The 23,774-nt window shown below is 69.6% G+C and carries 21 protein-coding genes; 10 read left to right on the top strand and 11 right to left on the bottom strand.

Annotated features, from left to right (window positions below; translation table 11 throughout):
• Position 1: 1 nt before the first annotated feature.
• The 6 genes from G4H71_RS17715 to G4H71_RS17690 form a co-directional block, all read right to left on the bottom strand.
• Complete coding sequence (locus G4H71_RS17715) at positions 2–2,464, bottom strand: FtsX-like permease family protein (protein WP_072736531.1); 2,463 nt, start codon at positions 2,462–2,464, stop codon at positions 2–4.
• Positions 2,461–3,231, bottom strand: a complete 771-nt coding sequence (locus G4H71_RS17710; RefSeq protein WP_072736532.1) for an ABC transporter ATP-binding protein — start codon at positions 3,229–3,231, stop codon at positions 2,461–2,463. Before G4H71_RS17710 ends, G4H71_RS17715 begins: the two co-directional genes overlap by 4 nt.
• Before the next feature lie 100 nt (positions 3,232–3,331).
• Positions 3,332–4,021: a response regulator gene (locus G4H71_RS17705; RefSeq protein WP_139183186.1), complete on the bottom strand. Its 690-nt coding sequence runs from the start codon at positions 4,019–4,021 to the stop codon at positions 3,332–3,334.
• Between the two features lies 1 nt (position 4,022).
• Positions 4,023–5,225 (bottom strand): sensor histidine kinase, encoded by a 1,203-nt coding sequence (locus G4H71_RS17700; RefSeq protein ID WP_246442019.1) that lies wholly within the window; start codon positions 5,223–5,225, stop codon positions 4,023–4,025.
• A gap of 13 nt (positions 5,226–5,238) precedes the next feature.
• Entirely contained in the window at positions 5,239–5,766 is a 528-nt protein-coding gene (purE, locus tag G4H71_RS17695; RefSeq protein ID WP_072736533.1) for a 5-(carboxyamino)imidazole ribonucleotide mutase, read from the bottom strand.
• Entirely contained in the window at positions 5,741–6,940 is a 1,200-nt protein-coding gene (locus tag G4H71_RS17690; RefSeq protein ID WP_246442932.1) for a 5-(carboxyamino)imidazole ribonucleotide synthase, read from the bottom strand. Before G4H71_RS17690 ends, purE begins: the two co-directional genes overlap by 26 nt.
• A 218-nt stretch (positions 6,941–7,158) precedes the next feature.
• On the opposite strand from G4H71_RS17690, the gene G4H71_RS17685 reads away from it, so the two are divergent.
• The gene (locus G4H71_RS17685; protein ID WP_083342941.1) at positions 7,159–7,794 is read left to right on the top strand and encodes a GtrA family protein; all 636 of its coding nucleotides are present in this window, start codon (positions 7,159–7,161) and stop codon (positions 7,792–7,794) included.
• Positions 7,795–7,804: 10 nt separating this feature from the next.
• Here the strand turns inward: G4H71_RS17685 and G4H71_RS17680 are convergent, their stop codons facing one another.
• The 4 genes from G4H71_RS17680 to G4H71_RS17665 all read right to left on the bottom strand — a co-directional run bounded on the left by G4H71_RS17680 (position 7,805) and on the right by G4H71_RS17665 (position 11,297).
• On the bottom strand, positions 7,805–9,115 hold the full coding sequence (locus tag G4H71_RS17680) for a sensor histidine kinase (RefSeq protein ID WP_072736535.1): 1,311 nt from the start codon (positions 9,113–9,115) through the stop codon (positions 7,805–7,807).
• Positions 9,116–9,123: 8 nt separating this feature from the next.
• Positions 9,124–9,804, bottom strand: coding sequence for a response regulator transcription factor (locus G4H71_RS17675; RefSeq protein WP_072736683.1), 681 nt, complete (start codon positions 9,802–9,804; stop codon positions 9,124–9,126).
• Between the two features lie 51 nt (positions 9,805–9,855).
• Positions 9,856–10,383 carry a PH domain-containing protein gene (locus G4H71_RS17670; protein WP_072736536.1) on the bottom strand — a complete coding sequence of 176 codons (528 nt, stop codon included), beginning with the start codon at positions 10,381–10,383 and terminating at the stop codon, positions 9,856–9,858.
• Positions 10,384–10,445: 62 nt separating this feature from the next.
• Positions 10,446–11,297 (bottom strand): biotin--[acetyl-CoA-carboxylase] ligase, encoded by an 852-nt coding sequence (locus tag G4H71_RS17665; protein WP_072736537.1) that lies wholly within the window; start codon positions 11,295–11,297, stop codon positions 10,446–10,448.
• Positions 11,298–11,412: 115 nt separating this feature from the next.
• Here G4H71_RS17665 and G4H71_RS17660 point away from each other — a divergent pair, with 115 nt between their 5' ends.
• Genes G4H71_RS17660 through G4H71_RS17650 form a run of 3 tightly spaced genes read left to right on the top strand, consistent with a single transcriptional unit; the run spans position 11,413 to position 14,070 of the window.
• Complete coding sequence (locus G4H71_RS17660) at positions 11,413–13,053, top strand: acyl-CoA carboxylase subunit beta (protein WP_072736538.1); 1,641 nt, start codon at positions 11,413–11,415, stop codon at positions 13,051–13,053.
• Positions 13,050–13,424, top strand: a complete 375-nt coding sequence (locus G4H71_RS22825; protein ID WP_307718296.1) for an acyl-CoA carboxylase epsilon subunit — start codon at positions 13,050–13,052, stop codon at positions 13,422–13,424. The genes G4H71_RS17660 and G4H71_RS22825 overlap by 4 nt, the downstream gene beginning before the upstream one ends.
• Before the next feature lie 4 nt (positions 13,425–13,428).
• Positions 13,429–14,070 carry a Maf family protein gene (locus G4H71_RS17650; RefSeq protein ID WP_072736539.1) on the top strand — a complete coding sequence of 214 codons (642 nt, stop codon included), beginning with the start codon at positions 13,429–13,431 and terminating at the stop codon, positions 14,068–14,070.
• On the opposite strand, the gene G4H71_RS17645 is transcribed toward G4H71_RS17650, so the two are convergent.
• Positions 14,063–15,874, bottom strand: coding sequence for an MFS transporter (locus G4H71_RS17645; RefSeq protein ID WP_371842135.1), 1,812 nt, complete (start codon positions 15,872–15,874; stop codon positions 14,063–14,065). The two genes, G4H71_RS17650 and G4H71_RS17645, sit on opposite strands and share 8 nt — an antisense overlap.
• A gap of 266 nt (positions 15,875–16,140) precedes the next feature.
• On the opposite strand from G4H71_RS17645, the gene G4H71_RS17640 reads away from it, so the two are divergent.
• The 6 genes from G4H71_RS17640 (at position 16,141) to G4H71_RS17615 (ending at position 23,756) form a co-directional block, all read left to right on the top strand.
• Entirely contained in the window at positions 16,141–17,628 is a 1,488-nt protein-coding gene (locus tag G4H71_RS17640) for a condensation domain-containing protein (RefSeq protein WP_072736540.1), read from the top strand.
• 4 nt (positions 17,629–17,632) lie between these two features.
• On the top strand, positions 17,633–19,063 hold the full coding sequence (locus tag G4H71_RS17635; RefSeq protein WP_072736541.1) for a condensation domain-containing protein: 1,431 nt from the start codon (positions 17,633–17,635) through the stop codon (positions 19,061–19,063).
• A 52-nt stretch (positions 19,064–19,115) separates the two neighbouring features.
• Positions 19,116–20,012: a sulfurtransferase gene (locus G4H71_RS17630; RefSeq protein ID WP_072736542.1), complete on the top strand. Its 897-nt coding sequence runs from the start codon at positions 19,116–19,118 to the stop codon at positions 20,010–20,012.
• Positions 20,009–20,425 carry a SufE family protein gene (locus G4H71_RS17625; RefSeq protein ID WP_072736543.1) on the top strand — a complete coding sequence of 139 codons (417 nt, stop codon included), beginning with the start codon at positions 20,009–20,011 and terminating at the stop codon, positions 20,423–20,425. The genes G4H71_RS17630 and G4H71_RS17625 overlap by 4 nt, the downstream gene beginning before the upstream one ends.
• Positions 20,425–21,825, top strand: coding sequence for a condensation domain-containing protein (locus tag G4H71_RS17620; protein WP_072736544.1), 1,401 nt, complete (start codon positions 20,425–20,427; stop codon positions 21,823–21,825). The genes G4H71_RS17625 and G4H71_RS17620 overlap by 1 nt, the downstream gene beginning before the upstream one ends.
• 140 nt (positions 21,826–21,965) lie before the next feature.
• Positions 21,966–23,756 carry an acetyl/propionyl/methylcrotonyl-CoA carboxylase subunit alpha gene (locus tag G4H71_RS17615; protein WP_072736545.1) on the top strand — a complete coding sequence of 597 codons (1,791 nt, stop codon included), beginning with the start codon at positions 21,966–21,968 and terminating at the stop codon, positions 23,754–23,756.
• Positions 23,757–23,774: the final 18 nt, after the last annotated feature.

The raw sequence follows: 23,774 nt of genomic DNA, 5'->3' as shown, positions 1-23,774 counted from the left end.
GTCAGCCGATGGCCGCCACCGGCGGCGTCTGCGCCGCTCTCCCGGCCGGGAGCAGGGAGGCGACGAGCCCACAGCCGCCTCCGGCAAGGACGATGGCCACCAACTGCAGCCACGGCACCGCCCCGAGTGCCACGTGCTCGGTACCGAACACCGACGCGGTACCTGCCACGCCGAACACCAGCCCGAAACCGACCCCGAGGACGGCGGCGACCGACGACACGAGGACTGCCTCCCACAGCAGCAGTGCCCGCAGGCCACCCCGGGTGAGGCCCAGGGCCCGGAGCAGTCCGGATTCGCGGCGGCGCTCCACCACCGACAGCGCCATGGTGTTGCCGACGCCGATCAGCGCGATGAGTACGGCCACCGACAGCAGCCCGCCGACCACCAGGAGCATCGTGTCGAGAATCGTCTCCATCGTGGCGCGCATCCGGAGAACTCCGGTCACCTCGCTCGCCGGAGCGAGCTCCTGCGCGAGCTCACCGATCCGGTCGACGGCGGCACCCTGCTCGCGGTCCGGCAACGACTCGTCGAGTCGGAGCCACGCGGAATCCGTCCACACCGTGTCCGCCAGCGCACGCAGGTCGGAGACCGTCAGCAGCGGCGGCTGATCGGCAGCGGCCCGCACGACCACGAGAGTGCGTTCTCCGGCGCTGCCGTGCACCGTCAGCGAGGCACCGTCGGCGGTCCCCAGCTCCGCGATGTCCGCATCGGCGAGCACCATCCGACCGGGTTCCGGGAGTGTCAGGTCGACCCGTGCGACACGAGCCAGTTCCGACGGTTCGACCCCTCGCGCTGCCACCACGGCACCGTCACCGGTGGTGACCTCCGCCGCGTCGAGCACGGCGACCGCGGCGACGCCGTCGACCTCGCCGAGATGCTCCGGCAGGTCGGCGGGCAACCCGGCGTCCCCGACACTGCTCACACCGACGTCGAAGGGGAACTGCTCGTCCAGCGCGGACGGCGCTGCCGCCTTCACGGTGCCGATGCCCACCACCAGCGTGCTGGTCAACGCGATGCCGATGAGCAGGGCGGTGGCGGTCGCCGACGTGCGGCGTGGGTGACGCCGAGAATTGCCCGCCGCCAGCGCCCCTACCGGACCGCCGATCCGCGCGAGCACGCTTCCGGTCCGGCCCAGCAGTACCGGGACGATCCGCTGGATCAGGAGAACCACCCCGAGGAACGACGCCAGCCCACCCGCACACGCGACGAGGACGTTCTCGCCTCTCACTCCGAGAATCGTCGCGCCGACACCGGCCACGAGTACCAGCACGCCGACGATCCGCCGAGCCGACGAGGTGTGTGCGGATTCGGGTGTCGATTCCGCGGGGTGCAGCGCAGCGAGTGGCGCCACCCGGGTCGCCGCCCGTCCCGGCGCGGACGCGGCGATCAGTGTCATGAGGATTCCGACGGCGACACCGGCAGCCACGGTCGCCCCGCCGACCCTCAGGGTGGACAACGGAATCGGCGCGTCGAGGGTGGTGGCGAGCACGGTGACCGCCCAGGCCAGGCCGATACCGGCCAGCACACCGAGAGCCGAGGCCACGACACCGACGACCGCCGCCTCGATCCGGAGTGACCGGCGCACCTGCGTCGCGGTCGCACCGACACACCTCAGCAGCGCCAGCTCCCGCGTGCGGGCAGCCAGCAGGACGGCGAACGTGTTGGCAATCACCAGTACCGCCACCACTGCCGCGATCGCCCCGAAGGCCAGGAGCACGTTGCGCAGGAGGTCCGCCCCGCCGAGGAATCGACCGGCCGCCGCGTCCGCGGCCTCGGTGCCGGTCGCCACCGTCGTCCCGTCCGGCACGGCAGCGCGCACGTCGTCCAGGAGCTGCGGAATCGAGCGGGAGCCGTCCCCCGCGATCCGCAGGTGTCCCGCCGCACCCCCGGACCAGTCACGGACCACGTCGACGGGCGCGTACACCGTGAGTCCGTCGAGTCGCTGGGCGGTGCCCGACAGGTCGACCACGCCGACCACACGCACGGTGCTGCCCGCGGGGTCCGCCGCGGATGCACTCGCCGGCAGCACCGTCAGCTCGGTGCCGACGGCGATGTCGTGCCCCGAACCCACGGCCACCTCACCCGCTGCAGCCGGGAACCGTCCCGACTCGAGCCGCTGCCAGCGCAGGACGTTCTCGCCCGCCAGCGACACGGCCTGCCCGTACGCCCGGTCCGCCCCCGTCCGGGCGACACGCACCGGCGCCTCGACGTCCTCGGCGACAGCAGCGACGCCGGGAAGTGCGGCCACCTCCTCGGCCCCGACGAGAGCGGCCGTGTCGTCACCGCCGACGACGACATCCGTCGCCGCGTACTGTGCCGCAAGGGATTCGGTCACACTCGCGCGGCTGGTCGCTCCGAGGACCGCCGTCGCCACCAGGAACGCCACGGCGATCACCACGGCGAGAACCGATGCCAGATAGCGCCCCGCGTGCGCCCGTACCTGGGCGATCGCGAGCCGCTTCATCGTCGCGCCCGCAGCAGATCGTCGGTTCCGAGCGCGCGCATCCGCTCGATCACCGAATCGGTGGTGGGCCGGTCGATCTCCCCGGCCAGCCGCCCGTCCGCGATGAACACCACTCGATCGGCGTAGCTCGCGGCCACCGGATCGTGCGTCACCATGACCACCGTCTGACCGGTCTCACGGACACTCGACCGCAACAACCCGAGCACCTCCGCGCCCGCGCGCGAGTCGAGATTGCCGGTGGGCTCGTCGGCGAACACCACGTCCGGCTGCGGTAGCAGTGCCCGCGCCACGGCTACGCGCTGTTGCTGTCCTCCGGACAGTTCGTGCGGGAGGTGACCGAGACGATCCGCCAGCCCGAGCCGGCCGACCACCTCCGCCATCCACCCGGCCGCCGGCTCACTGCCCGCCAGCTGCATCGGCAGCAGCATGTTCTCGCGCGCGGTGAGGACGGGAAGCAGATTGAACGCCTGGAACACGAACCCGATGCGTTCACGGCGCAGCTCGGTCAGTGCCCGGTCACCGAGGCCGGTCAGCTCGGTGTCGCCGAGGCGGACCTCGCCTCCGGAGACGGCATCGAGCCCGGCCAGGCAGTGCATCAGGGTCGACTTGCCCGACCCGGACGGCCCCATGATGGCCGTGAACGCCCCGGTCGGGAACTCGACGTCGATCCCGGCGAGGGCATGCACTGCGGTGTCGCCCGCGCCGTACGTCTTGGTCAGACCGCGGGCACGGATCGCGGTCCCTCTTCTCACATCACCGATGGTCATGATTCCGACGTTATTGCCGGTCAACGACTTTCCGCGTCGGAGGGAGGGACGATCTCGCGATGCCCGGCGTCCTCCCACGGTAGGACGCCGGGCTCCGGGTTCATCCCCCTGGCGAGTCGAGCAGATCGTTCGGTCGTACCAGGCCGACCCGGAAGGCGAACACCACTGCCTGCACCCGATCCCGCGAACCCGTCTTCGAGAGCACCCTTCCCACATGGGTTTTCACGGTCGTCTCGGAGACGGTGAACTTTCGGGCGATCTCCGTGTTGGACAACCCGTGGGCCATCGCCTCGAGCACCTCCACCTCGCGGGGAGTGAGGTCCTCCGGCAACCGGGGCACCGGACCCGAGTCCAGCATCGGACCCACGTGCCGGAGGAGCTTGCGCGTCGAACGCGGCTCGACCACGGCGTCGCCGCGGTACACCGTCCGCAGTGCCCCGAGGAGTTGTTCGGGCGGAACGTCCTTGAGCAGGAACCCGCTCGCGCCCGCACTGATCGCCGACATCACGTACTCGTCGTTCTCGAACGTGGTGAGCACGACCACCTTCGGGGCGTCCTCACGTTCGGCGAGCCGGCGGGTCGCCTCGATCCCGTCCAGCCTCGGCATCTGGATGTCCATCAGCACGACGTCCGCCGGAACCCGGGAGAGCACGTCGAGCCCCTCCCTCCCGTCGGAGGCCTCCGCGACCACGGTGAGGTCCGGTTGCGAGTCGATCACCATGCGGAACCCGGCCCGCACCAGCTGTTGGTCGTCGATGAGCACGACCCGGATCTCGTCCACGACAGCCACCCTATGCCTCGTCGTACGGAAGTCGCGCCGCGACCCGGAAGCCCCCACCGGCGGCCGGACCGGCGTGGAGCGTCCCGCCGTGCAGTCGGGCCCGCTCCGTCATCCCGATCAGGCCCTGGCCGCCCGGCGACGACTCGACCAGTGCGGCCGCACCCCGACCGTCGTCGTGGACGCTCACCTCCAGCCCGCGCCCGGTCCAGTCGAGCAGAACCCGCGCCCGCGCGCCCGGGCCGGCATGCTTGAGGACGTTGGTGAGCGATTCCTGCACGATGCGGTAGGCGGTCAGTCCGGCACCGACGGACACCGCCCGTGGCGTACCCGAGACCGCCAGCGCGACATCCGGTCCCCCGGCGCCCATCTCGTCCACGAGGGTCGGGATGTCGTCGATCCCCGGCGTGGACGCGAAGGTGCGAGCCTCGTCGTCCCGCAGCACACTGAGCAGAGCCCGCATGTCGGTCAAGGCCTGCCTGCCGGTCGCCGAGATGGTCTCGAGCGCCGCGATCGCCGCCCTCGGATCCTGGGCGGCACCGTATCTGCCACCGTCCGCCTGGGCGATGACGACGGTCAACGAATGTGCCACGATGTCGTGCATCTCGCGTGCGATCCGGGTGCGCTCGTTGACCGCGGCGAGTTCGGCTTCCTGCTCACGTTCGAGTTCGAGCAGCCGGGCGCGCTCGGTGAGCCCCTCGATCTCCTTCATCCGCACCCGCCGCAGATCTCCGAACGCCCACACCGCGACGGCGAACACGACGAGCAGTGCGATGTTGATCGCGAGCGATTCCCAGGTCCGGAACTCCGAATCGAAGGAGAGCACCGCGGCGGCCGCCGCGCCCGCGACGGCGAGCGCCAGCCCCGCATGGCTGCTCCACCGCGGACCGTAGGCGGCGAGGGCGTACAACGAGATGGGGACCGCGATCGCCGAGGGCTGCAGCATCTCCGGGATCACGATCAGGTGCGCGATCGCGAACGCCGCCACCAGTCCACCCGAGGCCACGACGTGCGAGCGCCGCCAGGCCAGAGGCACCGTCATTCCCAGCGACACGACCAGGGCGCCGACACTGCCGTCGGCGGTACTCACCGCGCAGAGCAGGGTGAGCGCCGCAGCGATCAGCCGGTCGATCCAGACGTAGTGCCGCGCACTCCACCGGTACCACCGCTCCGCAGGGGCGAACCGCTTGGACCGCCCCGCCGACAACCGCGTCACCCGATCCGCCGGGTCAGCCGAGCAGTCGTTCCCGCAGAGCGCGGTCCTTCTCCAGCACCATCTGCTCGAGCCCGCTCTGGAATGCCGTCATCCGTTCCCGCAGGGCGGGGTCCGAGGCGCCGAGGATCCGCACCGCGAGCAGACCGGCGTTGCGGGCACCGCCGATCGACACGGTCGCGACGGGCACTCCGGCGGGCATCTGCACGATCGACAGCAGGGAGTCCATGCCGTCGAGGTACTTCAGCGGCACCGGAACTCCGATCACGGGGAGTGGCGTCGCCGACGCCACCATGCCGGGGAGGTGCGCCGCGCCGCCTGCGCCGGCGATGATCACCTGGATTCCCCGGCCTGCCGCGTCACCGGCGTAGTCGAGCATGCGCTGCGGTGTGCGGTGCGCCGACACCACACCCACCTCGAACGCGACCTCGAACTCGGCCAGCGCCAGCGCGGCCGCCTCCATCGTGGGCCAGTCCGAGTCGCTCCCCATGATCAGCCCGACACGGGGCCCCTGCTGCTCACTCACCGTTGCCGTCTCCTGCATGCTCGTCCCAGCCGTCGGTCCACTCCGCGTGCGAGAGCCAGTGTGCCGCACGCTCCGCGCGTTCCCGCAATGCGGCGACGTACTCGGGGTCGTCGATCGATCCTGCTCCACCGACGAGGTTCACGTGGCCGATCTTGCGGTGCGGCCGCTCCCCTTTGTGATACAGGTGCACCTTCGCGTCCGGCATCCGGGCGAACAGGTGGTGCACCCGTTCGTCCATGCTCATCTCCGGAGCCGTCTCCGCTCCGAGGACGTTCGCCATCACCGTGAGTGGCACGAGCGCCGACGTGTCACCGAGGGGGTAGTCCAGGACCGCTCGCAGGTGCTGCTCGAACTGGGAGGTCCGCGCGCCGTCCATCGTCCAGTGCCCGGAATTGTGCGGACGCATCGCGAGCTCGTTCACCACCAGGTCGCCGTCGACGGTCTCGAACAGCTCCACCGCCATCGCGCCGACGACACCGAGCACGGACGCGATCCGCAACGCCAGTTCCTCGGCCTCCTCGGCCACCGCGGAGGACAGCTCCGGCGCCGGGGCCAGCACGACCGCACACTGTCCGTCGCGCTGCACGGTCTCGACGACCGGCCAGGTGGCGCCCTGCCCGAACGGGGACCGGGCGACCATCGCCGACAGCTCGCGCCGCATCTCCACCTTCTGCTCGACCATCAGCGCCACGCCCCGGTCGAGTTCGCGAGCCACGATCCGTTCGGCCTCCTCCGGGTCGCCGGTGATCCACACCCCACGTCCGTCGTAGCCGCCGCGCACCGCCTTGATCACGACCGGCCACCCGTGTTCGGCACCGAACTTCTGCACGTCCTCCGCCCAGGTCACCTCGGCGAACTCGGGCACAGGCGCACCCAGCTCCCGCAGCTTGCGTCGCATCGCGAGCTTGTCCTGCGCGTACACGAGCGCCTGCGGCGGCGGCTGGACGTTGACACCCTCCGCGACGAGGACGTCGAGATGCTCGGTGGGGACGTGCTCGTGGTCGAAGGTGAGCGCATGCGCGCCCACGGCGGCCCGGCGCAGTGCGTCGAGGTCGGTGTGGCTGCCGAGCACCACGTCCGGGCTCACGAGCGCGGCCGGTTCACCGGCGGTGCCCGAGAGCACCCGCAGGGACTGGCCCAGCGCGACGGCGGCCTGATGGGTCATCCGGGCGAGTTGCCCGCCGCCGATCATCGTCACCACCGGTGCGCCCGAGGGGACGTCACGGGCCGGACCGGGAGCGGATTCACGAGTGGGACGGGCGGGATCCGAAGAGCGTGTCACCGCTCCATGGTGTCATGCTCCGGCCCGCCCCAGGTCAGCGAGGTACTCCCCCGGAGTTCCTGAGATTGTGCTGATGATTTCCCCACCCGTTGGTTGAATCGCAGGTCGTTTTCGTACACTCAACTGTTGTGTCATTTGTCGAAGGGGTCATTTCCCGCGTACCCCAGCCCTTCCGGGACCTTGCGCTACGTCACGCGGAACTGGTCAAGTTTGCGATCGTGGGGGGGACCACCTTCGTCATCGACTCGGTCATCTTCTACACGCTGAAGCTGTCGATCCTCGAGTCGAAACCGGTCACCGCCAAGATCATCGCGGGGGTGGTCGCGGTTATCGCGTCGTACATCCTCAACCGCGAATGGTCGTTCAAGAACCGCGGCGGACGCGAGCGCCACCACGAGGCGTTCCTGTTCTTCGGCGTCAGCGGCATCGGCGTCGTGCTCAGCTTCGTTCCGCTCTACATCTCCAGTTACGTCTTCAACCTGCGTGTGCCCGACGTGAGCCTGACGACGGAGAACATCGCCGACTTCGTCAGCGCCTACGTGATCGGCAACCTGCTGCAGATGGCGTTCCGGTTCTGGGCGTTCCGGCGCTTCGTATTCCCCGAGGAACACGGTGCGATCGTCGAGTCCCACCTCGAGCCCGGTGCCGCTCCCCTCGGTGAGGGAGACCACGCCGACCCCCTCGGCAGAGACGACCACGCCGACCCCCTCGGCAGAGACGACCACGCCGACCCCCTCGGCAGGGGCGAACTCGACCACACCTGAGTCCCGCGGCCTACCGGGGTTCGCGCTCGCGCGAGGGTGGGGCATCGCGCACCGTCGGGAGGAACACCGCGAACAGCGCGGGCCGGCGGCGCTGGAGCTCGAGCCGTCCCCCGTCCGCCTCGATGAGCGCGCGGGCGAGCGCCAGTCCGACCCCGGTCGACCCGGCGCCGGAGAACCCCCGGTCGAAGATGTGGGGGGCCAGGTCGTTGCTCACGCCCTCGCCCTCGTCCGACACCTCGACGCACACCATCGACTCACGCGGTGACCCGTCGCGCACCACACCCTGGATCAGCCGGACCGACACGGTGCAATCGCCGCCACCGTGCACCAGGGCGTTGTCCACCAGCACCGCCACGGCCTCCCGCAACCGTGAACCGGTCGTCGACGCCTGCAGATCCGCGTCCCCGCGCAGAACGAGCTCGCGACCCGCATCCCGGAACGGCGGGTTCCAGTCCTCGATGACCCCACCGAGTTCGCTCACCACGGACACCTGAGTCTCCGTCCCGGTGTTGCGCGAGGAACGCACGAGCTCGTCGATCGCCACCGTGAGCCGATCGACCTGCGCCATCGCCTCGTTGGCCTCGAGCACCACGTCCGGGTCGGGATGCACGGACAGCTCGTCGAGGCGGAGCCGGACGGCGGTCAGCCGGGACCGGAGCTGGTGCGAGACGTCGGCGACGAGCGCCCGTTCGCGTTGCAGCCGTCCGGAGATCTCCACCGTCGCCGAATCGAGTACGTCCGAGACCCGATCCAGCTCCGGAATCCCGTGCCTTCGGGCATCGGGGCGGAAGTCTCCCTCGCCCAGCCGGGCGGCGCGGTCCGCGACGTCGAGCAACGGATCGGACAGCCTGCGCGCGGTCAGCACGGCCACAGCGGTACCCGCCGCCATCGAGGCGAGCACCACGAGAGCCACCGCCCCGACCGCCTGCCACTGCTGGGTCCGCATCGGGCCCGACGGCACTTCCAGGCGTAGCGACCCGGAGGTGCCCATGGAGAGCGACTCGACCAACGGAGCCGAGACGAACCCCTGACCGATGTCGACCCGGGCCGCAGGATCGGAGGTGGACGGGTAGACGACGACCAGGTGGCCGTCGCCGGGAGTGAGGAACCGCAGCGCCGTCGTGTCGAGCTCGCCCTCGACGACCCCGTTGACACCCTCCTGATCGACCACCTCGGACGCCATCCGCTCGAGACGGGCCTGGAGGTCGCTGCGAGTGATGTCCTCGACCCACAGCCAGGCGGTGTAGATCAACGGTGCACCGAGAACGATCCCGATGAGGATGACGACCCCGAGGATCGACTGGAGGATGCGGCGGCGCACGGCAGCGTCTAGTCGGCGTTGAAGCGGAAGCCGACTCCGCGCACGGTGGCGATCCGACGCTCGGCGACCGGGCCCTCGTCACCGATCTTGCGGCGCAACCAGGACATGTGCATGTCGAGGGTTTTCGATCCGCGCAGGTCCACGTCGCCCCAGACCTCCTGGAGGATCGTGTCCCGGGACACGACCTGCCCGGCGTGCTCGAGCAGCACCCGCAGCAACTCGTACTCCTTGTTCGCCAACGCCACCTCGGTGCCCGAGACCAGGACCCGGCGCGCCGCCGGCTCCAGCCTGATGTCGCCCACCTCCACGGTCGAGTCCTCCGTCCCGCCACGACGACGCAGCAGAGCCCGCACCCGGGCCATGAGCTCGGCCAGACGAAACGGCTTGCCGACGTAGTCGTCGGCGCCCGCGTCCAGGCCGACGACGAAGTCCACCTCGTCGGTGCGGGCGGTGAGCATCAGAACAGCCAGATCGGAGCGGTGCGCGCGCACCTGCCGGCACACCTCGAGGCCGTCCATTCCCGGCAGTCCGAGATCGAGGATGAGCAGGTCGTAGGAACCCTCGAGCGCCCGCTCGAGGGCACTCGGGCCGGTCTGCTCGACGGTGACGTCGTATCCCTCCCTCCCGAGCGCGCGGGAGAGTGGCGCAGCGATGGCTTCATCGTCCTCGGCAAGCAGTACGGCGGTCACCCACACAGGGTGTCACAGGGCGGGCGACGAGGTGGTGGGCGTGTGACCCGCTCACCACGTGTCCCCTCGCCGCTCGCCCCGCACGTCCGTCGCGTCGAACACTTGGTGGTAGAGCAATCCGTGCACCCGCTGGACCTCGGGTATGTCGTCGAACTCGAGCGGGTCGTCGGACGCGGCGACGATCACCAGCGTGCCGGTACGCAGAATCCGGTCGATCGGCCCGTGCCGGAACTGGACGTTGCTGATACGAGCGACCGGGATGTCGATTCCGGAGTGGGTGAGGACGCCTTCCCGGATCAGCACCCGCCGGTCGGTGACGATGAAGTGGGTGAACTTCCACCGCAACAGCGGCGGTACCGTGCGCCAGCACACCACGGCGAGCCACACCGCCGCGATCGCCGCGACCGCCGCCGTGTGCCCGGAGCCGTCCAGACCACCGTCGGCGAGGCCGAGCCCGAACCCCGCGAGCGCCGTGGCGAGCACGAAGGTGATCGCCGGCACGAGCAGCATCTTCCAGTGCGGATGCCGGTGGAGGATCAGTTCCTCGTCGCCGGCGAGCGCGTCTTCCGGGTATCCCATGTCTCGAGTGTGCCGCCGTCAGACCCGACCGGGAACCACCGGGGTCACACACGTCACGTGTGTCACGCCAGTTCCCCGTCCTCGCGGCGCAGGTGGGTGATGTCGCCCGCGGCCACCGCGGTGTCCACACCGTCGGCCCCACGGACGACGAGCCGACCGTCGCCGTCGATGTCGACCGCCACTCCGACGATCTCCCGGTCCCCGGGGAGTACGGCCCGCACCCGGGCACCGAGGGTGACGCACCGCTCGCGGTAGGCAGCGGCGAGTTCGGTGACGTCCCAGTCCGCGTCGTGCCACTGCTGCCACCGGTCGGCCAGCTCCCGCAACAGCGCTCGGACCAGGGTGTCGCGATCGCGGACCGCGGCGTTCTCGAGAGCCAGCGAGGTCGCCTCCGGGACCGGGAGCTCGTCCTCGGCGAGACTGACGTTGAGGCCGACGCCCACCACGACCGCGGGATCCGGGGACACCGTGGCGACCTCGGCGAGGATTCCGGCGACCTTGCGGCCGCCGACGAGCACGTCGTTGGGCCACTTCAATTCGGCGGGCACCTCGGCGACCGCGCGCAGCGCGTCCACCACCGCCACCCCGGCGAGCAGCGGCAGCCAGCCCATGTCGGACGGGCCCAGGCCCCGCATCGTGAGCAACACGGACAGGGCGATCTGCGCCTGGGCCGGGCTGACCCAGGTGCGCTGGTGCCGGCCCCGGCCGCTGCCCTGGAACTCCGCCAGCAGCACGTGTCGGTCGCAGTCCTCGGTCGCGGCGCGCGCGAGCAGATCCGCATTCGTCGACCCGGTCTCGGCCACCACGTCGAGTCGAGTCCAGAAGGCGCGAGGATCGCCGGTTTCCGGTTCACGAACCAGTGCTCGGCGCAGCGCATCGGCGTCCAACGGGGGTCGATTCAGGTCGGTCCACATTCCTCCACCCTAAGCTGCCAGCGGAAACATACTCCCGAGTAACTTGGCTCACAGGGGGCGCCGGGCGGGACCTCTCTTGGCAAGAGACCCCACCGGATCGTTAAGCTCACCTGTCATGACCACAGTTCAGGAGCCGTCGGCGCCACAGACCACCCCTGCGCCTGATATCCACACGACCGCCGGAAAACTGGCCGACCTGCGTAATCGACAGGCCCAGGCGATGGCCCCCTCGGGTGAGGCCGCGGTCGAGAAGGTGCACGCGAAGGGCAAACTGACCGCGCGGGAGCGAATCACGGCCCTGCTCGACGAGGGTTCGTTCGTCGAGCTCGACGCGCTCGCGCGGCACCGCTCCACGAACTTCGGTCTCGGCGAGAACCGGCCCGTCGGTGACGGCGTGGTGACCGGATACGGCACCGTCGACGGCCGCGAGGTCTGCGTGTTCTCGCAGGACGCGACGGTGTTCGGTGGCAGCCTCGGAGAGATCTACGGCGAGAAGATCGTCAAGGTCATGGACCTGGCGATCAAGACCGGCCGGCCGCTGATCGGCATCAACGAGGGTGCAGGCGCCCGCATCCAGGAGGGCGTCGTCTCGCTCGGCCTGTACGGGGAGATCTTCCACCGCAACGTCCGCGCATCCGGCGTGATCCCACAGATCTCACTGATCATGGGCCCCGCCGCAGGCGGACACGTGTACTCCCCCGCCCTCACCGACTTCGTCGTGATGGTCGACCAGACCTCGCAGATGTTCGTCACCGGCCCCGACGTGATCAAGACGGTCACCGGCGAGGACGTGACGATGGAGGACCTCGGTGGTGCACACACCCACATGGTCAAGTCCGGTGTCGCCCACTACGTCGCGTCCGGCGAACAGGACGCCCTGGACTACGTCAAGGATCTGCTGAGCTACCTGCCGAGCAACAACCAGGCCGCCGCACCCCGGATGCTGCCGACCGATCCGATCGACGGTGCCATCGCGGACAACCTCACCGCCGAGGACCTCGAGCTCGACACTCTCATTCCGGACAGTGCGAACCAGCCGTACGACATCCACGAGGTGATCCGCCGGATCCTCGACGACGACGAGTTCCTCGAGGTCCAGGCCGAGCGTGCCGGCAACATCGTGATCGGGTTCGGCCGGGTCGACGGCCGGTCGGTGGGAATCGTGGCGAACCAGCCCACGGTGTTCGCCGGGTGTCTCGACATCGACGCCTCGGAGAAGGCGGCCCGGTTCGTCCGTACCTGCGACGCGTTCAACGTTCCGATCATCACGCTGGTCGACGTCCCGGGGTTCCTTCCGGGCACCGATCAGGAGTACAACGGCATCATCCGGCGCGGGGCGAAACTGCTGTACGCGTACGGGGAGGCCACGGTCGGCAAGATCACCGTCATCACCAGGAAGGCGTACGGCGGCGCGTACGACGTGATGGGGTCCAAGCACATGGGCGCCGATGTGAACCTCGCCTGGCCGACGGCGCAGATCGCGGTCATGGGCGCCTCCGGGGCGGTCGGGTTCGTGTACCGCAAGCGGCTGCTCGAGGCCGCGAAGAACGGCGAGGACGTCGACGCGCTGCGGCTGGAACTGCAGAGCGAATACGAGGACACCCTCGTCAACCCGTACGTCGCCGCGGAGCGCGGATACGTCGATGCGGTCATCCCGCCGTCGCACACTCGCGGCCAGATCGTGTCCGCACTGCGTCTGCTCGAACGCAAGATGGTGTCCCTGCCCCCGAAGAAGCATGGGAACATTCCCCTGTGAGCACCTACACGGACATTCTCAGGACCGGCGAGGGTGTGGTCGTCGACGCACCCGTCGGCGACGAGGTCGCCGAGTTCGGCACGACCGTCAACGGCGCGGTCGTGGCGGACACCGACAGCGCACCCGCACCGACGGAGGGAACCGATCCCGTGGACGCGACCGCGGACGCCCCGCAGATCCGGATCGTGAAAGGCGCCCCGACCGACGCCGACGTCGCGGCGATCGTGGCGGTACTCGCGGCCGCGGCGGCCACGTCGGTTCCGGTCGTCGAGGCGGCCCGCCCACCGGAGACCTGGGGCGAACCCACCCGGCTGCACCGCGGTGCCGCCCCGTTCTCGCCCTACTCGTTCCCCCACGCGCACCGGTTCTAGGCCGGTGCCACCGCTGGTACTCGCTTCGGCCTCGCCGGCTCGTCTCGCGGTGCTCCGCAGCGCGGGGATCGAGCCGGCGGTCCTGGTCTCCGGTGTCGACGAGGACGCCCTCGTCGAGGCACTCGGTGACACCACCCCCGAACGGGTGGTGACGGAGCTGGCCCGCGCCAAGGCACGCGAGGTGATCCCGCGCCTCGATCCCGGCATCGCCGCGGACTGCGTCGTCGTCGGATGCGATTCGATGTTGTCGATCGACGGCGCGTTGCAGGGCAAACCCGGAACGGCCGGGGTCGCACGAGAGCGTTGGCGATCGATGGCCGGGCACAGCGCCGTACTCCTCACGGGCCACTGTGTGATCCGGGTGGAGGAGGGCGCCGCGGTGGCCGAGCAGGCCGACCACAGCGCGACCACCGTCCATTTCGGGAATCCGTCGCCGGACGAGCTGGAGGCGTACCTCGCCAGTGGCGAGCCGCTGCAGGTCGCCGGCGCGTTCACCCTGGACAGCCTCGGTGGATGGTTCGTCGAGCGGATCGAGGGTGATCCGTCCAGCGTGATCGGCATCGGGCTGCCGTTGGTACGCAGTCTGCTGGCGCGTCTCGGCGTCGACGTCGCCGCGCTGTGGCGGGACTCCCCCGCCCCTAGCTGAGCGGGTCCGCCGACGGCTGTCCGGAGACGGCAGGTGCGGTGGACACCGGATCGGCTTCTCCGCTCCCGGGGTCCCCGTCCTCGCCGCCCTCGACGTCCATCTCCTCGACGTTGCGGTTGCGGCGTGGCAGGGCGAACGTGGCGGCACCGACGAGCACCGCGACCACCGAGATGATCCACAGCACGCGGCGTTCGGCCTCGAGGAACGCCACTCCCGCCGCTGCCCGGGTCGATGCCGCAGCCGCGGCGATCGCCTCCTCACGGATCCGTTCCTGCGCCGGATCGGCGTCCGCGCCACCGGGGACGCCGGCGGCCAGCGCATCGGGCCGGCAGTCCTCGGGAACCTGCATCGGCGACGTCGACCCGAGCTGTGTCGTGGCGCAGTCGACGAACGTGGACTCCGCCCGCGGCACCAGGGGTGCGGGAACACCGATCGCTTCCAGCTCCGCGACCATGGCCGGGCGCTGCGATTCGACGGCGGGCGCGGCCTGCCCGGCCACCAGGTTGAAGAAGACCACGCCGATGACGGCGAGACCGATCGAGCTGCCCACCTGCTGCACGGTGGGAAGCAGCCCGGAGACGGCACCGGCGTGCCGGGGCTGCACCGTGGCGAGGATCGCGGTCTGCAGCGGCGCGACGAACAGACCCAGTCCGGCGCCGCCGAGCAGCAACGGGCCCGCCATCGCCAGCCAGCGCGGATCCGTGCCCTCCTGCTCGAGGATGTAGGACAGCGACAGCAGCGAACCGAAGAACAGAGCCATACCGGTGGGGAGCACGAGGTTGCCGACCCGCTTGTAGACGAAGGACGACGCGAGGGCGGCCAGACCCATCCCGAGCGCCCACGGAAGCGTCATCACTCCGGCGCGCAGGGGCGAGAACCCGAAACCGAACTGGAGGGTGAGCGAGATGGTGAAGATCAGGGACGCGAGGGTGCCGAAGAAGACGAAGGCGATGGCGGCGCCGAGGGCGAACGCCCGGTCCGTGAACAGTTCCAGTTTCAACACGGGATCGCCGCCGCGGCGGCCCAGCCGGTATTCGTAGACGACGAACGCCAGCAGCACCGGGACGGAACAGGCGAGCATCACCACCAGCGGAACCGGCCACCCCCGTTCCCGGCCTTCGGCGAGCGGAAAGATCAGCAGGAACAATCCGGCAGCGGACAACACCGCGCCGACGACGTCCAATGTGCGCTTTTCCTCCGATTTCGCGTCGACGAGAAAGAAGTATCCGACGACGAGCGCCGCGATACCGATCGGGAGATTGACCAGGAAGATCAGGCGCCAGCCCAGATCGAGGAGATTCCACTCGATGAGTAGGCCACCGACGAGGGGCCCGGAAATGGTGGCGAGGCCGATCGTCGCGCCGTATATCCCGAACACCCGAGGGTGCCGGGATTTGGGGAACAGCCCGGAGATGATCGCGAAAGTCTGCGCGGACATGGATCCCGCTGCCAGGCCCTGCACGGCGCGGGACACCACCAGGGTGGGCGCATCCTGCGCGATGCCGCACAGCACGGAGGCGATCACGAACGCCGCCAGTGCAGTGAGGAACACCCGGCGGCGACCGAGGATGTCACCGAGACGCGCCGCCGTGATCAGGGAACATGCGAAGGCCAGCGTGTAGACGCTGACCATGAGCAACTGCATCGACACCGGCGCGTCGAGATCGACGGCGATGCTCGGGAGCGCGACGTTCACGATCGTCGCATCGAGTAGTTGCATGAACACCGCGGTCAGGCTCGTCGCGAGCCCCAACCACGCCGCCCAGGTCGTCCGCGTCGCACTCTGCCGGTTCAGCACCGGCACCAGGGTAGAGAACCCTCGGCGTTCGTGCGGTGTGATAGAAGTCAAGTGCACTTCTGTCGTGGGCGACACAGGTCGGAGGATGACGGGATAATCGCTTCGAAACGCGGGGTCGAGGATTATCAGCTGTTACTAAGCTCATACTCAGCAGCCTTCACGCGCGGTCGCCCGGTGCCTCATCCTGAATGTGGGCGGCATCGCTCGTCACTCGACGTCACTCATCCATCTTGCCCGCCTCACATCCTCACTAGTTCCCAGGAGCCCGCTCGATGGACTTGAACTTGATCACGCATTGGGAGCCGCGACCCGGACGGGTCGTGGAGTGGAAGGTGTCGGATGCCGACGCCCGTTCCGCAGCCCAGGCGCCGATCGATCCCGCGCCACCGACAACCATGCAGGAGCGGCACCTGCGACGCGCCCAGCTGGCGGCGAACAACAACGAGGCGCAGTCCCCCTGGATCGGGATCGCGTTCGACTTTCCCGGCAAGCTCGACGCCGACGCGATGGCACGCACGCTGCGGCGGTACGTCGAACGCCACGACACGCTGCACAGTTGGTTCTCCTTCGCGGACCCGGCTGCGGATCCGACCGACAAGTCCAACGCGATACGACGCCACGTGGTGGCGCCCGAGCACTTCACCCTCACCGTCGTCGACGGCCCCGAGATGTCCACGCCGGAGCAGGTGCGCGAGTACGTGGGCGCTCGCTTCGCGAACGAGACCAGCGCCCTGGGATGGCCCGCGTTCGTCTTCGGCGCGATCGAGCATGCGGTGGCCCCCGAGGACGCCGACTCCGGGTTCCCCGACACGGCAGAGGGTTTCACGCTCTTCCACGCCGTCGATCACGCACATACCGACATGCAGTCGATGATCCTGATGTTCGCCGAGATCCGGATCGCCTACCAGGCCGAGATCGACGGAACGACTCCCGAACTCCCCGATCCCGGGAGCTACGTCGAGTACAGCGGCCGCGAGCGAGAGCGGGCGGCGGCGCTGACCCTCGAGTCGCCCGAGGTACAGGGCTGGCTGGGCTACCTGGCGCGCACCGGTGGCTCGTTCCCCGGATTCCCCCTGGATCTCGGAGTCGCGGACGGGCCCGCGCCCGCGATCGGAAGCCGCTTCGACCTGGCGGACGAGTGCGAGCAGTTCGGTGCGGTGTGCAAGGCGCACGGCTCGAACTTCATCGGCGGTGTGTTCGCCGCGCTGGCGATCACCGAACACGAGCTCGCCGGGCGCGACCGATACCTCGCGTTGTCGCCGCTCACGACTCGCGGGGAGACCAACTTCTGGTCACAGGGGTGGTTCATCAATCTCGTCCCGGTGGCCGTCGAACTGGACGGGGCCGAGACCTTCACCGATCTCGCCGCCACCGCCCAGAAGGCATACCGCGACGGCAAGACGCTCGGCGACGTCTCGGTGCAGCAGGTGATCGAGACGGTGCTGGCGCAGGCGCCCGCCGTCGCGGCCGCCGCACCGACCGCGCTGACGCCGCCGCCGATCCTGTCGTACATCGACGGGCGCAGGCTGCCGCAGACCGAGAGCTATGTGACGACCCGGGCGACGGGCCTGGTGGGCGGCAAGGACACCCAGATCGCGTCGATCTGGGTCAATCGCGTGCTGGAGGGTACCTGGATGGCCATCTCCCATCCCGATACCGAGACCGCGCACGCATCGGTCGCGGCCTACGCCGGCCGCGTTTCCGAGATCATGAGAACCGTTGCACGCGAAGGTGACTACCACATCGGATCGGCGGGATGACACAGTGCACGTAACCTCGATCGACAGGTACCTCGTCGAGCCGGGCGTGGTCACGGAATGGTCCGTCACCAGCAACTCTGTCGCGGACTCGCCGCTCCCGCCCTCGTACAACCAGAGATTCCATCTCGACACGGCACGCACGCACGGGGTCGGGCGGAGCGTGTGGATGGCCGCGGCCTTCGATCTGCCCGGCACCCTGGATCGCCCGGCGCTCGAGCGGGCACTGCGCTACTTCATCCGACGGCACGACACCCTGCAGACCGGCTTCCACGCCGATTCCGCCGGGATCCGCCGGGTCGGTCTCGACCCGGAACACGTCGAGCTGCGCTCGTCCACTCCGCTGGCCGTCGACACGGCGGCCGGGTTGCGCGATCACCTGCGGCAACGGTTCACCGAGGTCTGCGATCCGCTGACGTTCCCCGCCTACACGTTCGCGACGATCGAACGCGACTCCCACTACACCGTGGTGAGCGCGTTCGACCACACACTGGTGGACGGGTACTCGCTGGTCATTGCGCTCGGGGAGCTACGTCGCATCTACGAGTCCTGCCAGGCCGGGGTCGAGCCGGACCCGGCGTTGCACGTCGAACTCGGCGATCCCGGCAGTTTCCTGCGGTACTGCCGGCAGGAGGCCGAGGCGCCCGTCACCGACGTCGCCGACCCTCGGGTCCGCGAGTGGGCCCGCTTCTACAGCCGGTGCGGGGGTACCGCTCCCAGCTTCCCGCTGGATCTCGGCGTGGAGGCAGGTGTGCCCGCCCCGCAAGGCGCGGACGTCCGGCCGTTGCTCGACGCCGCGGGCACCGAGCGGTTCGAGCAGATCTGCCTGGATTCGGGCGGCAGCCTGTTCACCGGAGTGCTCACCGCCATGGGCTCGGCGATCCACGAGATCAGTGGCTCCCGCCGCATGCCCCTGCAGTTCCCCCTGCACACACGCCGGAATCCGCAGTGGGCCAACGCCCTCGGCTGGCTGACCACCAGCGCACCGCTCACCGTCGAGATCAGCACCGACGGTGACTTCCAGGCGTCCCTGGCCAACACGCACGCCTCGTTCCGCACCGCCCTCACCCTGGGAGGGGTGTCGATGGCCCAGGTCGGCAAGGCACTGGGAGACGGCTACCGCCGCACCCGCACCGACGTGTTCATGGTCTCCTACATCGACTACCGCCGCCTGCCGGGCACCGACGACCACGAGATGCTCAACGCTCATCACGTGAGCAACGTGACCGTCGCCGACGACGCCCAGTTCTGGATCTCCCGCACGAACCGGGGGCTGGCCCTGCGATCCCGGTTCCCGGACACACCCGTCGCCCGGGCCACCGTCGAATCGTTCCTCACCACGCTGCGCAGGTTCCTCGAGTCGATCTGCGAGCGCGGTGTGACGCCGGTGGCGGACCCGACCCGCGCGCTGCGCCTGGACGAGGCGCCGGTGGTGTGAGCGTGGCCTAGAATCGTGGGGAACCGTCACCTCGTCCTCCAGGAGCCTGCCCGTGCCCGTTGCACCAGATCCCCATCCCGCGTTCGCCGCGTACGCCCACCCCGATCGGCTCGTCTCGACGGAGTGGCTGTCGGCGAATCTGGGTGCGCCGGGCCTGAAGGTCGTGGAGTCGGACGAGGACGTCCTGCTGTACGACGTCGGCCACATCCCGGGAGCGGTCAAGGTCGACTGGCACCTCGATCTCAACGATCCGGTGACCCGCGACTACATCACCGGCGAACAGTTCGCCGAGTTGATGGACCGCAAGGGAATTCGCCGTGACGACACGGTCGTGATCTATGGGGACAAGAGCAACTGGTGGGCCGCCTACGCGTTGTGGGTGTTCACGCTCTTCGGGCACGAGGACGTCCGGCTGCTCGACGGCGGACGCGACGCGTGGATCGCCGAGAACCGCGACACCGCCTTCGACGTCCCGGAGACGACCAGCACCGGCTACCCGGTGGTCGAACGTGCCGATGCCCCGATCCGCGCGTTCAAGAACGACGTCCTCACCCATCTCGGTACCGGCCCCCTCATCGACGTGCGTTCGCCCCAGGAGTACACGGGCGAGCGCACCCACATGCCGGACTACCCGGAAGAGGGCGCACTGCGTGGGGGGCACATCCCCACCGCGGTGAGCATTCCGTGGGCCAAGGCCGCGGCGCAGGACAGCCGTTTCCGCTCCCGCGCCGAACTGGACGAGATCTACGGCGGTGTCGATGCCGCGGATTCGGTGATCGCCTACTGCCGGATCGGCGAGCGGTCCAGCCACACGTGGTTCGTGCTCACCCACCTGCTCGGCCATCCGGACGTCCGCAACTACGACGGTTCGTGGACCGAGTGGGGCAACGCGGTGCGGGTGCCCATCGCCAAGGGCGAGGAGCCGGGCAAGGTACCTGCTCGGTCATGACCGCTCTCCCCGACTCACTCGCCGAGATCGTCGACGACTTCGCCGCCGTGGACGGTCAGGACAAGCTCACGCTCCTCCTCGAGTTCAGCAGGGAGCTGCCGCCCCTGCCCGCCGATCTGGTGGAGGCATCGATGGAGCCGGTGCCCGAATGCCAGTCGCCACTGTTCCTGTCGGTCGATGCCAGCGACCGCGGCCACGTGCGCCTGCATTTCAGCGCTCCGGCCGAGGCCCCCACCACCCGTGGCTTCGCCTCGATCCTGCACCAGGGTCTGGACGGCTCCAGCGCTGCCGAGATCCTCGCGGTACCCGACGACTTCTACGCCGACCTCGGTCTGGCCGAGGCGGTGAGTCCCCTGCGGCTGCGCGGGATCTCGGCGATGCTCGCACGTATCAAGCGGCATCTACGCGACTGATGGAGTTCACCGAACTCGGCGACTACCCGGTTCCCCCGGGGATACTCACCCGATGGCATCCGTGTGCCGACGGCGAGTGGAGGGACGACCCGCGTCCCGCGTCGTACATCCACGAGGCGCATCTGCGCAGATTCCACGCCGGCCGATCGCGTCCGTCGTGGCTCGGGGCGGCATTCGAGGTCCACGACGAATGGGATGCGACCGCATTCGCCGCCGCGGTCGCGGAATGGGTTGCACGACACGAAGTTCTCCGCTCGCACACCGCCCTCGACATCGCCGGTACCCGGCGCCGCACCCTCGCCCCCGGGGCGGTCCAGGCGGCGGCACGAGTGCACGAGTGCGCGGACTCGGAAACCAACTCGATTGTCCTGCAACGCATTTTCGACGTCACCGCCTCGCCGCACACCTGGCCGTCGTATGCACTCGCGACGATCGAACACCGCATGGTGGACGAGACGGGGTGGAACGAGACGGGGCTGGACGCGACCCGGGACCGTGGCGGGTTCACGGTGCTCTTCGCCGCGGACCATTCGCTCATCGACGGATACTCCGTCGTGCTCGTCGCCCACGAACTGTCGTCGCTGTACCGGCAGGCACGCGGCGGCGGGCCGGCCGGACTCCCGGCAACGGGGAGCTACGTCGACTTCGGCGCCCGGGAACGGGAGACGGAAGTCGATCCCGCGTGCGCGGCGGTGGAGCTGTGGCGGCGCGAACTCACCGACGGTCTCGCAGAGTTCCCGCTGCCGATCGGCGCACGCACCGACGCGCCACAGCGCAGCCTCTCCGAGTGGGTTCTCGACGAGGACTCCGCCGACCGGTTCGCCGCGGCCGCGCGTGACGCGGGGGCCGGCTTCTTCGCCGGGATCCTCGCATGCGCCGGCCTGGCGGGTCGCCGGGTCGCGGACGAGCGGGAGTTCCGCACCGTCGTCCCCGTCCACACTCGCGACGACCCCGCGTGGCTATCGTCCCTGGGGTGGTTCGTCGGACTCGCGCCCGTTCGGTTCGAGGTCGGCGACGGAGGCTTCGCCGCGGTCGCGCAGCGGGCGTCCCGTGCCGTACGCGACGTCCGCCCGGCCGGTGCCGTGCCGTTCGAACGGGTGGAAGAACTGCTCGACACACCGATCCGGCCCCGGTTCGTGGTGTCCTATCTCGATCTGCGGTCGACGCCACGGTCCCGGGAGTGGCCGCGATGGAACGCCCGTGCCCTGCGCTCCCGCCAGTTCACCCACGACGTGTACGCGTGGGTCAACCGCACACCGCGTGGGGTGAATCTGGCCGTGCGGTATCCCGCGAACGCCCTCGCCGGCCCCGCCGTGGAGCAGTGGGTGGCGGCGCTGCGCGAATCGCTCGCCAGGGCTGCGGAAGGCTACCCGTCGGTAGAGTTGCGCGGCGTCGGGTGAGGCATACCGTGTAGGTGCCTATCCGGTTACAGTGGCCGCCGCAGCAGTGCTTACACTCCGATGTGACGCCCGTAACCGTCCGCAGGTCCGGCTGCTCCAGCGCACCTGCGGAGACGACCATGAGAACCACAGGAGGCTCAGTGCCTAGTCATGCCAGTGCGCACATCACGAAGGTGCTCGTTGCCAACCGCGGTGAGATCGCAGTGCGGGTCATCCGGGCAGCGAGGGACGCCGGTCTGACCAGTGTCGCTGTCTACGCGGAACCGGACGCGGACGCGCCCTTCGTGAAGCTGGCGGACGAGGCGTTCGCACTCGGCGGGCAGACGTCCGCGGAGTCCTACCTGGTGATCGACAAGATCATCGACGCCGCCGCCAAGTCCGGCGCGGACGCGATCCACCCCGGCTACGGGTTCCTGTCGGAGAACGCCGAGTTCGCCCAGGCCGTCCTGGATGCCGGCTTGATCTGGATCGGCCCGTCGCCCCAGTCGATCCGCGACCTCGGGGACAAGGTCACCGCCAGGCACATCGCGATGAAGGCCGGCGCCCCGCTCGTCCCCGGCACCCCGGACCCGGTCAAGGATGCCGACGAGGTGGTCGCGTTCGCCCGCGAGTACGGCGTGCCGATCGCGATCAAGGCCGCGTTCGGCGGCGGTGGACGCGGCATGAAGGTCGCACGGACCCTCGAGGAGATCCCCGAGCTGTTCGAGTCCGCCACGCGTGAGGCGGTCGCGGCGTTCGGTCGCGGCGAGTGTTTCGTCGAGCGCTACCTGGACAAGCCCCGCCACGTCGAGGCGCAGGTCATCGCAGACAAGCACGGCAACGTCGTGGTGGCGGGTACCCGCGACTGCTCGCTGCAGCGCCGTTTCCAGAAGCTGGTCGAGGAGGCACCGGCGCCGTTCCTCACCGACGAACAGCGCGACCAGATCCACTCCTCCGCCAAGGCCATCTGCCGCGAGGCGGGGTACTACGGTGCCGGCACCGTCGAGTACCTGGTCGGCCAGGACGGGCTGATCTCCTTCCTCGAGGTCAACACCCGCCTGCAGGTCGAGCACCCGGTCACCGAGGAGACCTCCGGCATCGATCTGGTGCTCGAACAGTTCCGGATCGCCAACGGCGAGGAACTCGACATCACCGAGGATCCGGCGCCGCGGGGCCACAGCTTCGAGTTCCGTATCAACGGAGAAGACGCCGGGCGAGGGTTCCTGCCCGCCCCCGGCCCGGTCACCACGTTCGCCCCGCCGACGGGCCCCGGTGTGCGCATGGATTCGGGTGTCGAGTCCGGCAGTGTCATCGGTGGACAGTTCGATTCGATGCTCGCCAAGCTGATCGTCACCGGCGCCACCCGCGACCAGGCTCTGGCCCGGGCGCGGCGCGCTCTCGACGAGTTCGTGGTCGAGGGCCTGGCGACGGTCATTCCGTTCCACCGCGCCGTCGTCTCGGATCCGGCCTTCATCGGTGACGGCTCGAAGTTCGACGTGCACACCCGCTGGATCGAGACCGAGTACGACAATCAGGTCCCGCCGTTCACCGGCAGCGAGCCGCTCGACGACGAGGACGGACTGCCGCGTCAGAACGTGGTCGTCGAGGTCGGTGGCCGCCGGGTCGAGGTGTCGCTGCCGGGCCAGTTCTCCCTGGGCAGCGGCGCGGGCGGCGCCGGTGTGGTGCGGAAGAAGCCGAAGCCGCGCAAGCGGGGCGGCGCACACGGTGGAGCCGCCTCCGGTGACGCGGTCACCGCGCCCATGCAGGGCACCGTCGTCAAGGTCGCCGTGGCCGAGGGTCAGGAAGTCGCCGAGGGCGATCTCATCGCGGTCCTCGAAGCGATGAAGATGGAGAACCCGGTCAACGCCCACAAGTCGGGTGTGGTGACCGGCCTGGCCGTCGAGGCCGGGGCCGCCATCACCCAGGGCACCGTCCTCACCGAGATCAAGTAGCGCGATCGAGTAGTTCGG

This window comes from Rhodococcus triatomae, from assembly GCF_014217785.1.
In the GTDB taxonomy this organism is placed as follows: Bacteria; Actinomycetota; Actinomycetes; order Mycobacteriales; family Mycobacteriaceae; genus Rhodococcus_F; species Rhodococcus_F triatomae.
The sequence above is the reverse complement of the archived record's forward strand: the minus strand, read 5'-3'. Positions and strand labels throughout refer to the sequence as shown.

Excerpts from the sequence above, each read along its gene's own strand:
- G4H71_RS17710 (WP_072736532.1), bottom strand. The coding sequence starts at position 3,231 with ATGACCATCGGTGATGTGAGAAGAGGGACCGCGATCCGTGCCCGCGGT.
- G4H71_RS17690 (WP_246442932.1), bottom strand. The coding sequence starts at position 6,940 with ATGATCGGCGGCGGGCAACTCGCCCGGATGACCCATCAGGCCGCCGTC.
- G4H71_RS17620 (WP_072736544.1), top strand. The coding sequence starts at position 20,425 with ATGGAGTTCACCGAACTCGGCGACTACCCGGTTCCCCCGGGGATACTC.
- purE (WP_072736533.1), bottom strand. The coding sequence starts at position 5,766 with ATGCAGGAGACGGCAACGGTGAGTGAGCAGCAGGGGCCCCGTGTCGGG.
- G4H71_RS17625 (WP_072736543.1), top strand. The coding sequence starts at position 20,009 with ATGACCGCTCTCCCCGACTCACTCGCCGAGATCGTCGACGACTTCGCC.
- G4H71_RS17670 (WP_072736536.1), bottom strand. The coding sequence starts at position 10,383 with ATGGGATACCCGGAAGACGCGCTCGCCGGCGACGAGGAACTGATCCTC.
- G4H71_RS17640 (WP_072736540.1), top strand. The coding sequence starts at position 16,141 with ATGGACTTGAACTTGATCACGCATTGGGAGCCGCGACCCGGACGGGTC.
- G4H71_RS17715 (WP_072736531.1), bottom strand. The coding sequence starts at position 2,464 with ATGAAGCGGCTCGCGATCGCCCAGGTACGGGCGCACGCGGGGCGCTAT.
- G4H71_RS17665 (WP_072736537.1), bottom strand. The coding sequence starts at position 11,297 with ATGTGGACCGACCTGAATCGACCCCCGTTGGACGCCGATGCGCTGCGC.
- G4H71_RS17660 (WP_072736538.1), top strand. The coding sequence starts at position 11,413 with ATGACCACAGTTCAGGAGCCGTCGGCGCCACAGACCACCCCTGCGCCT.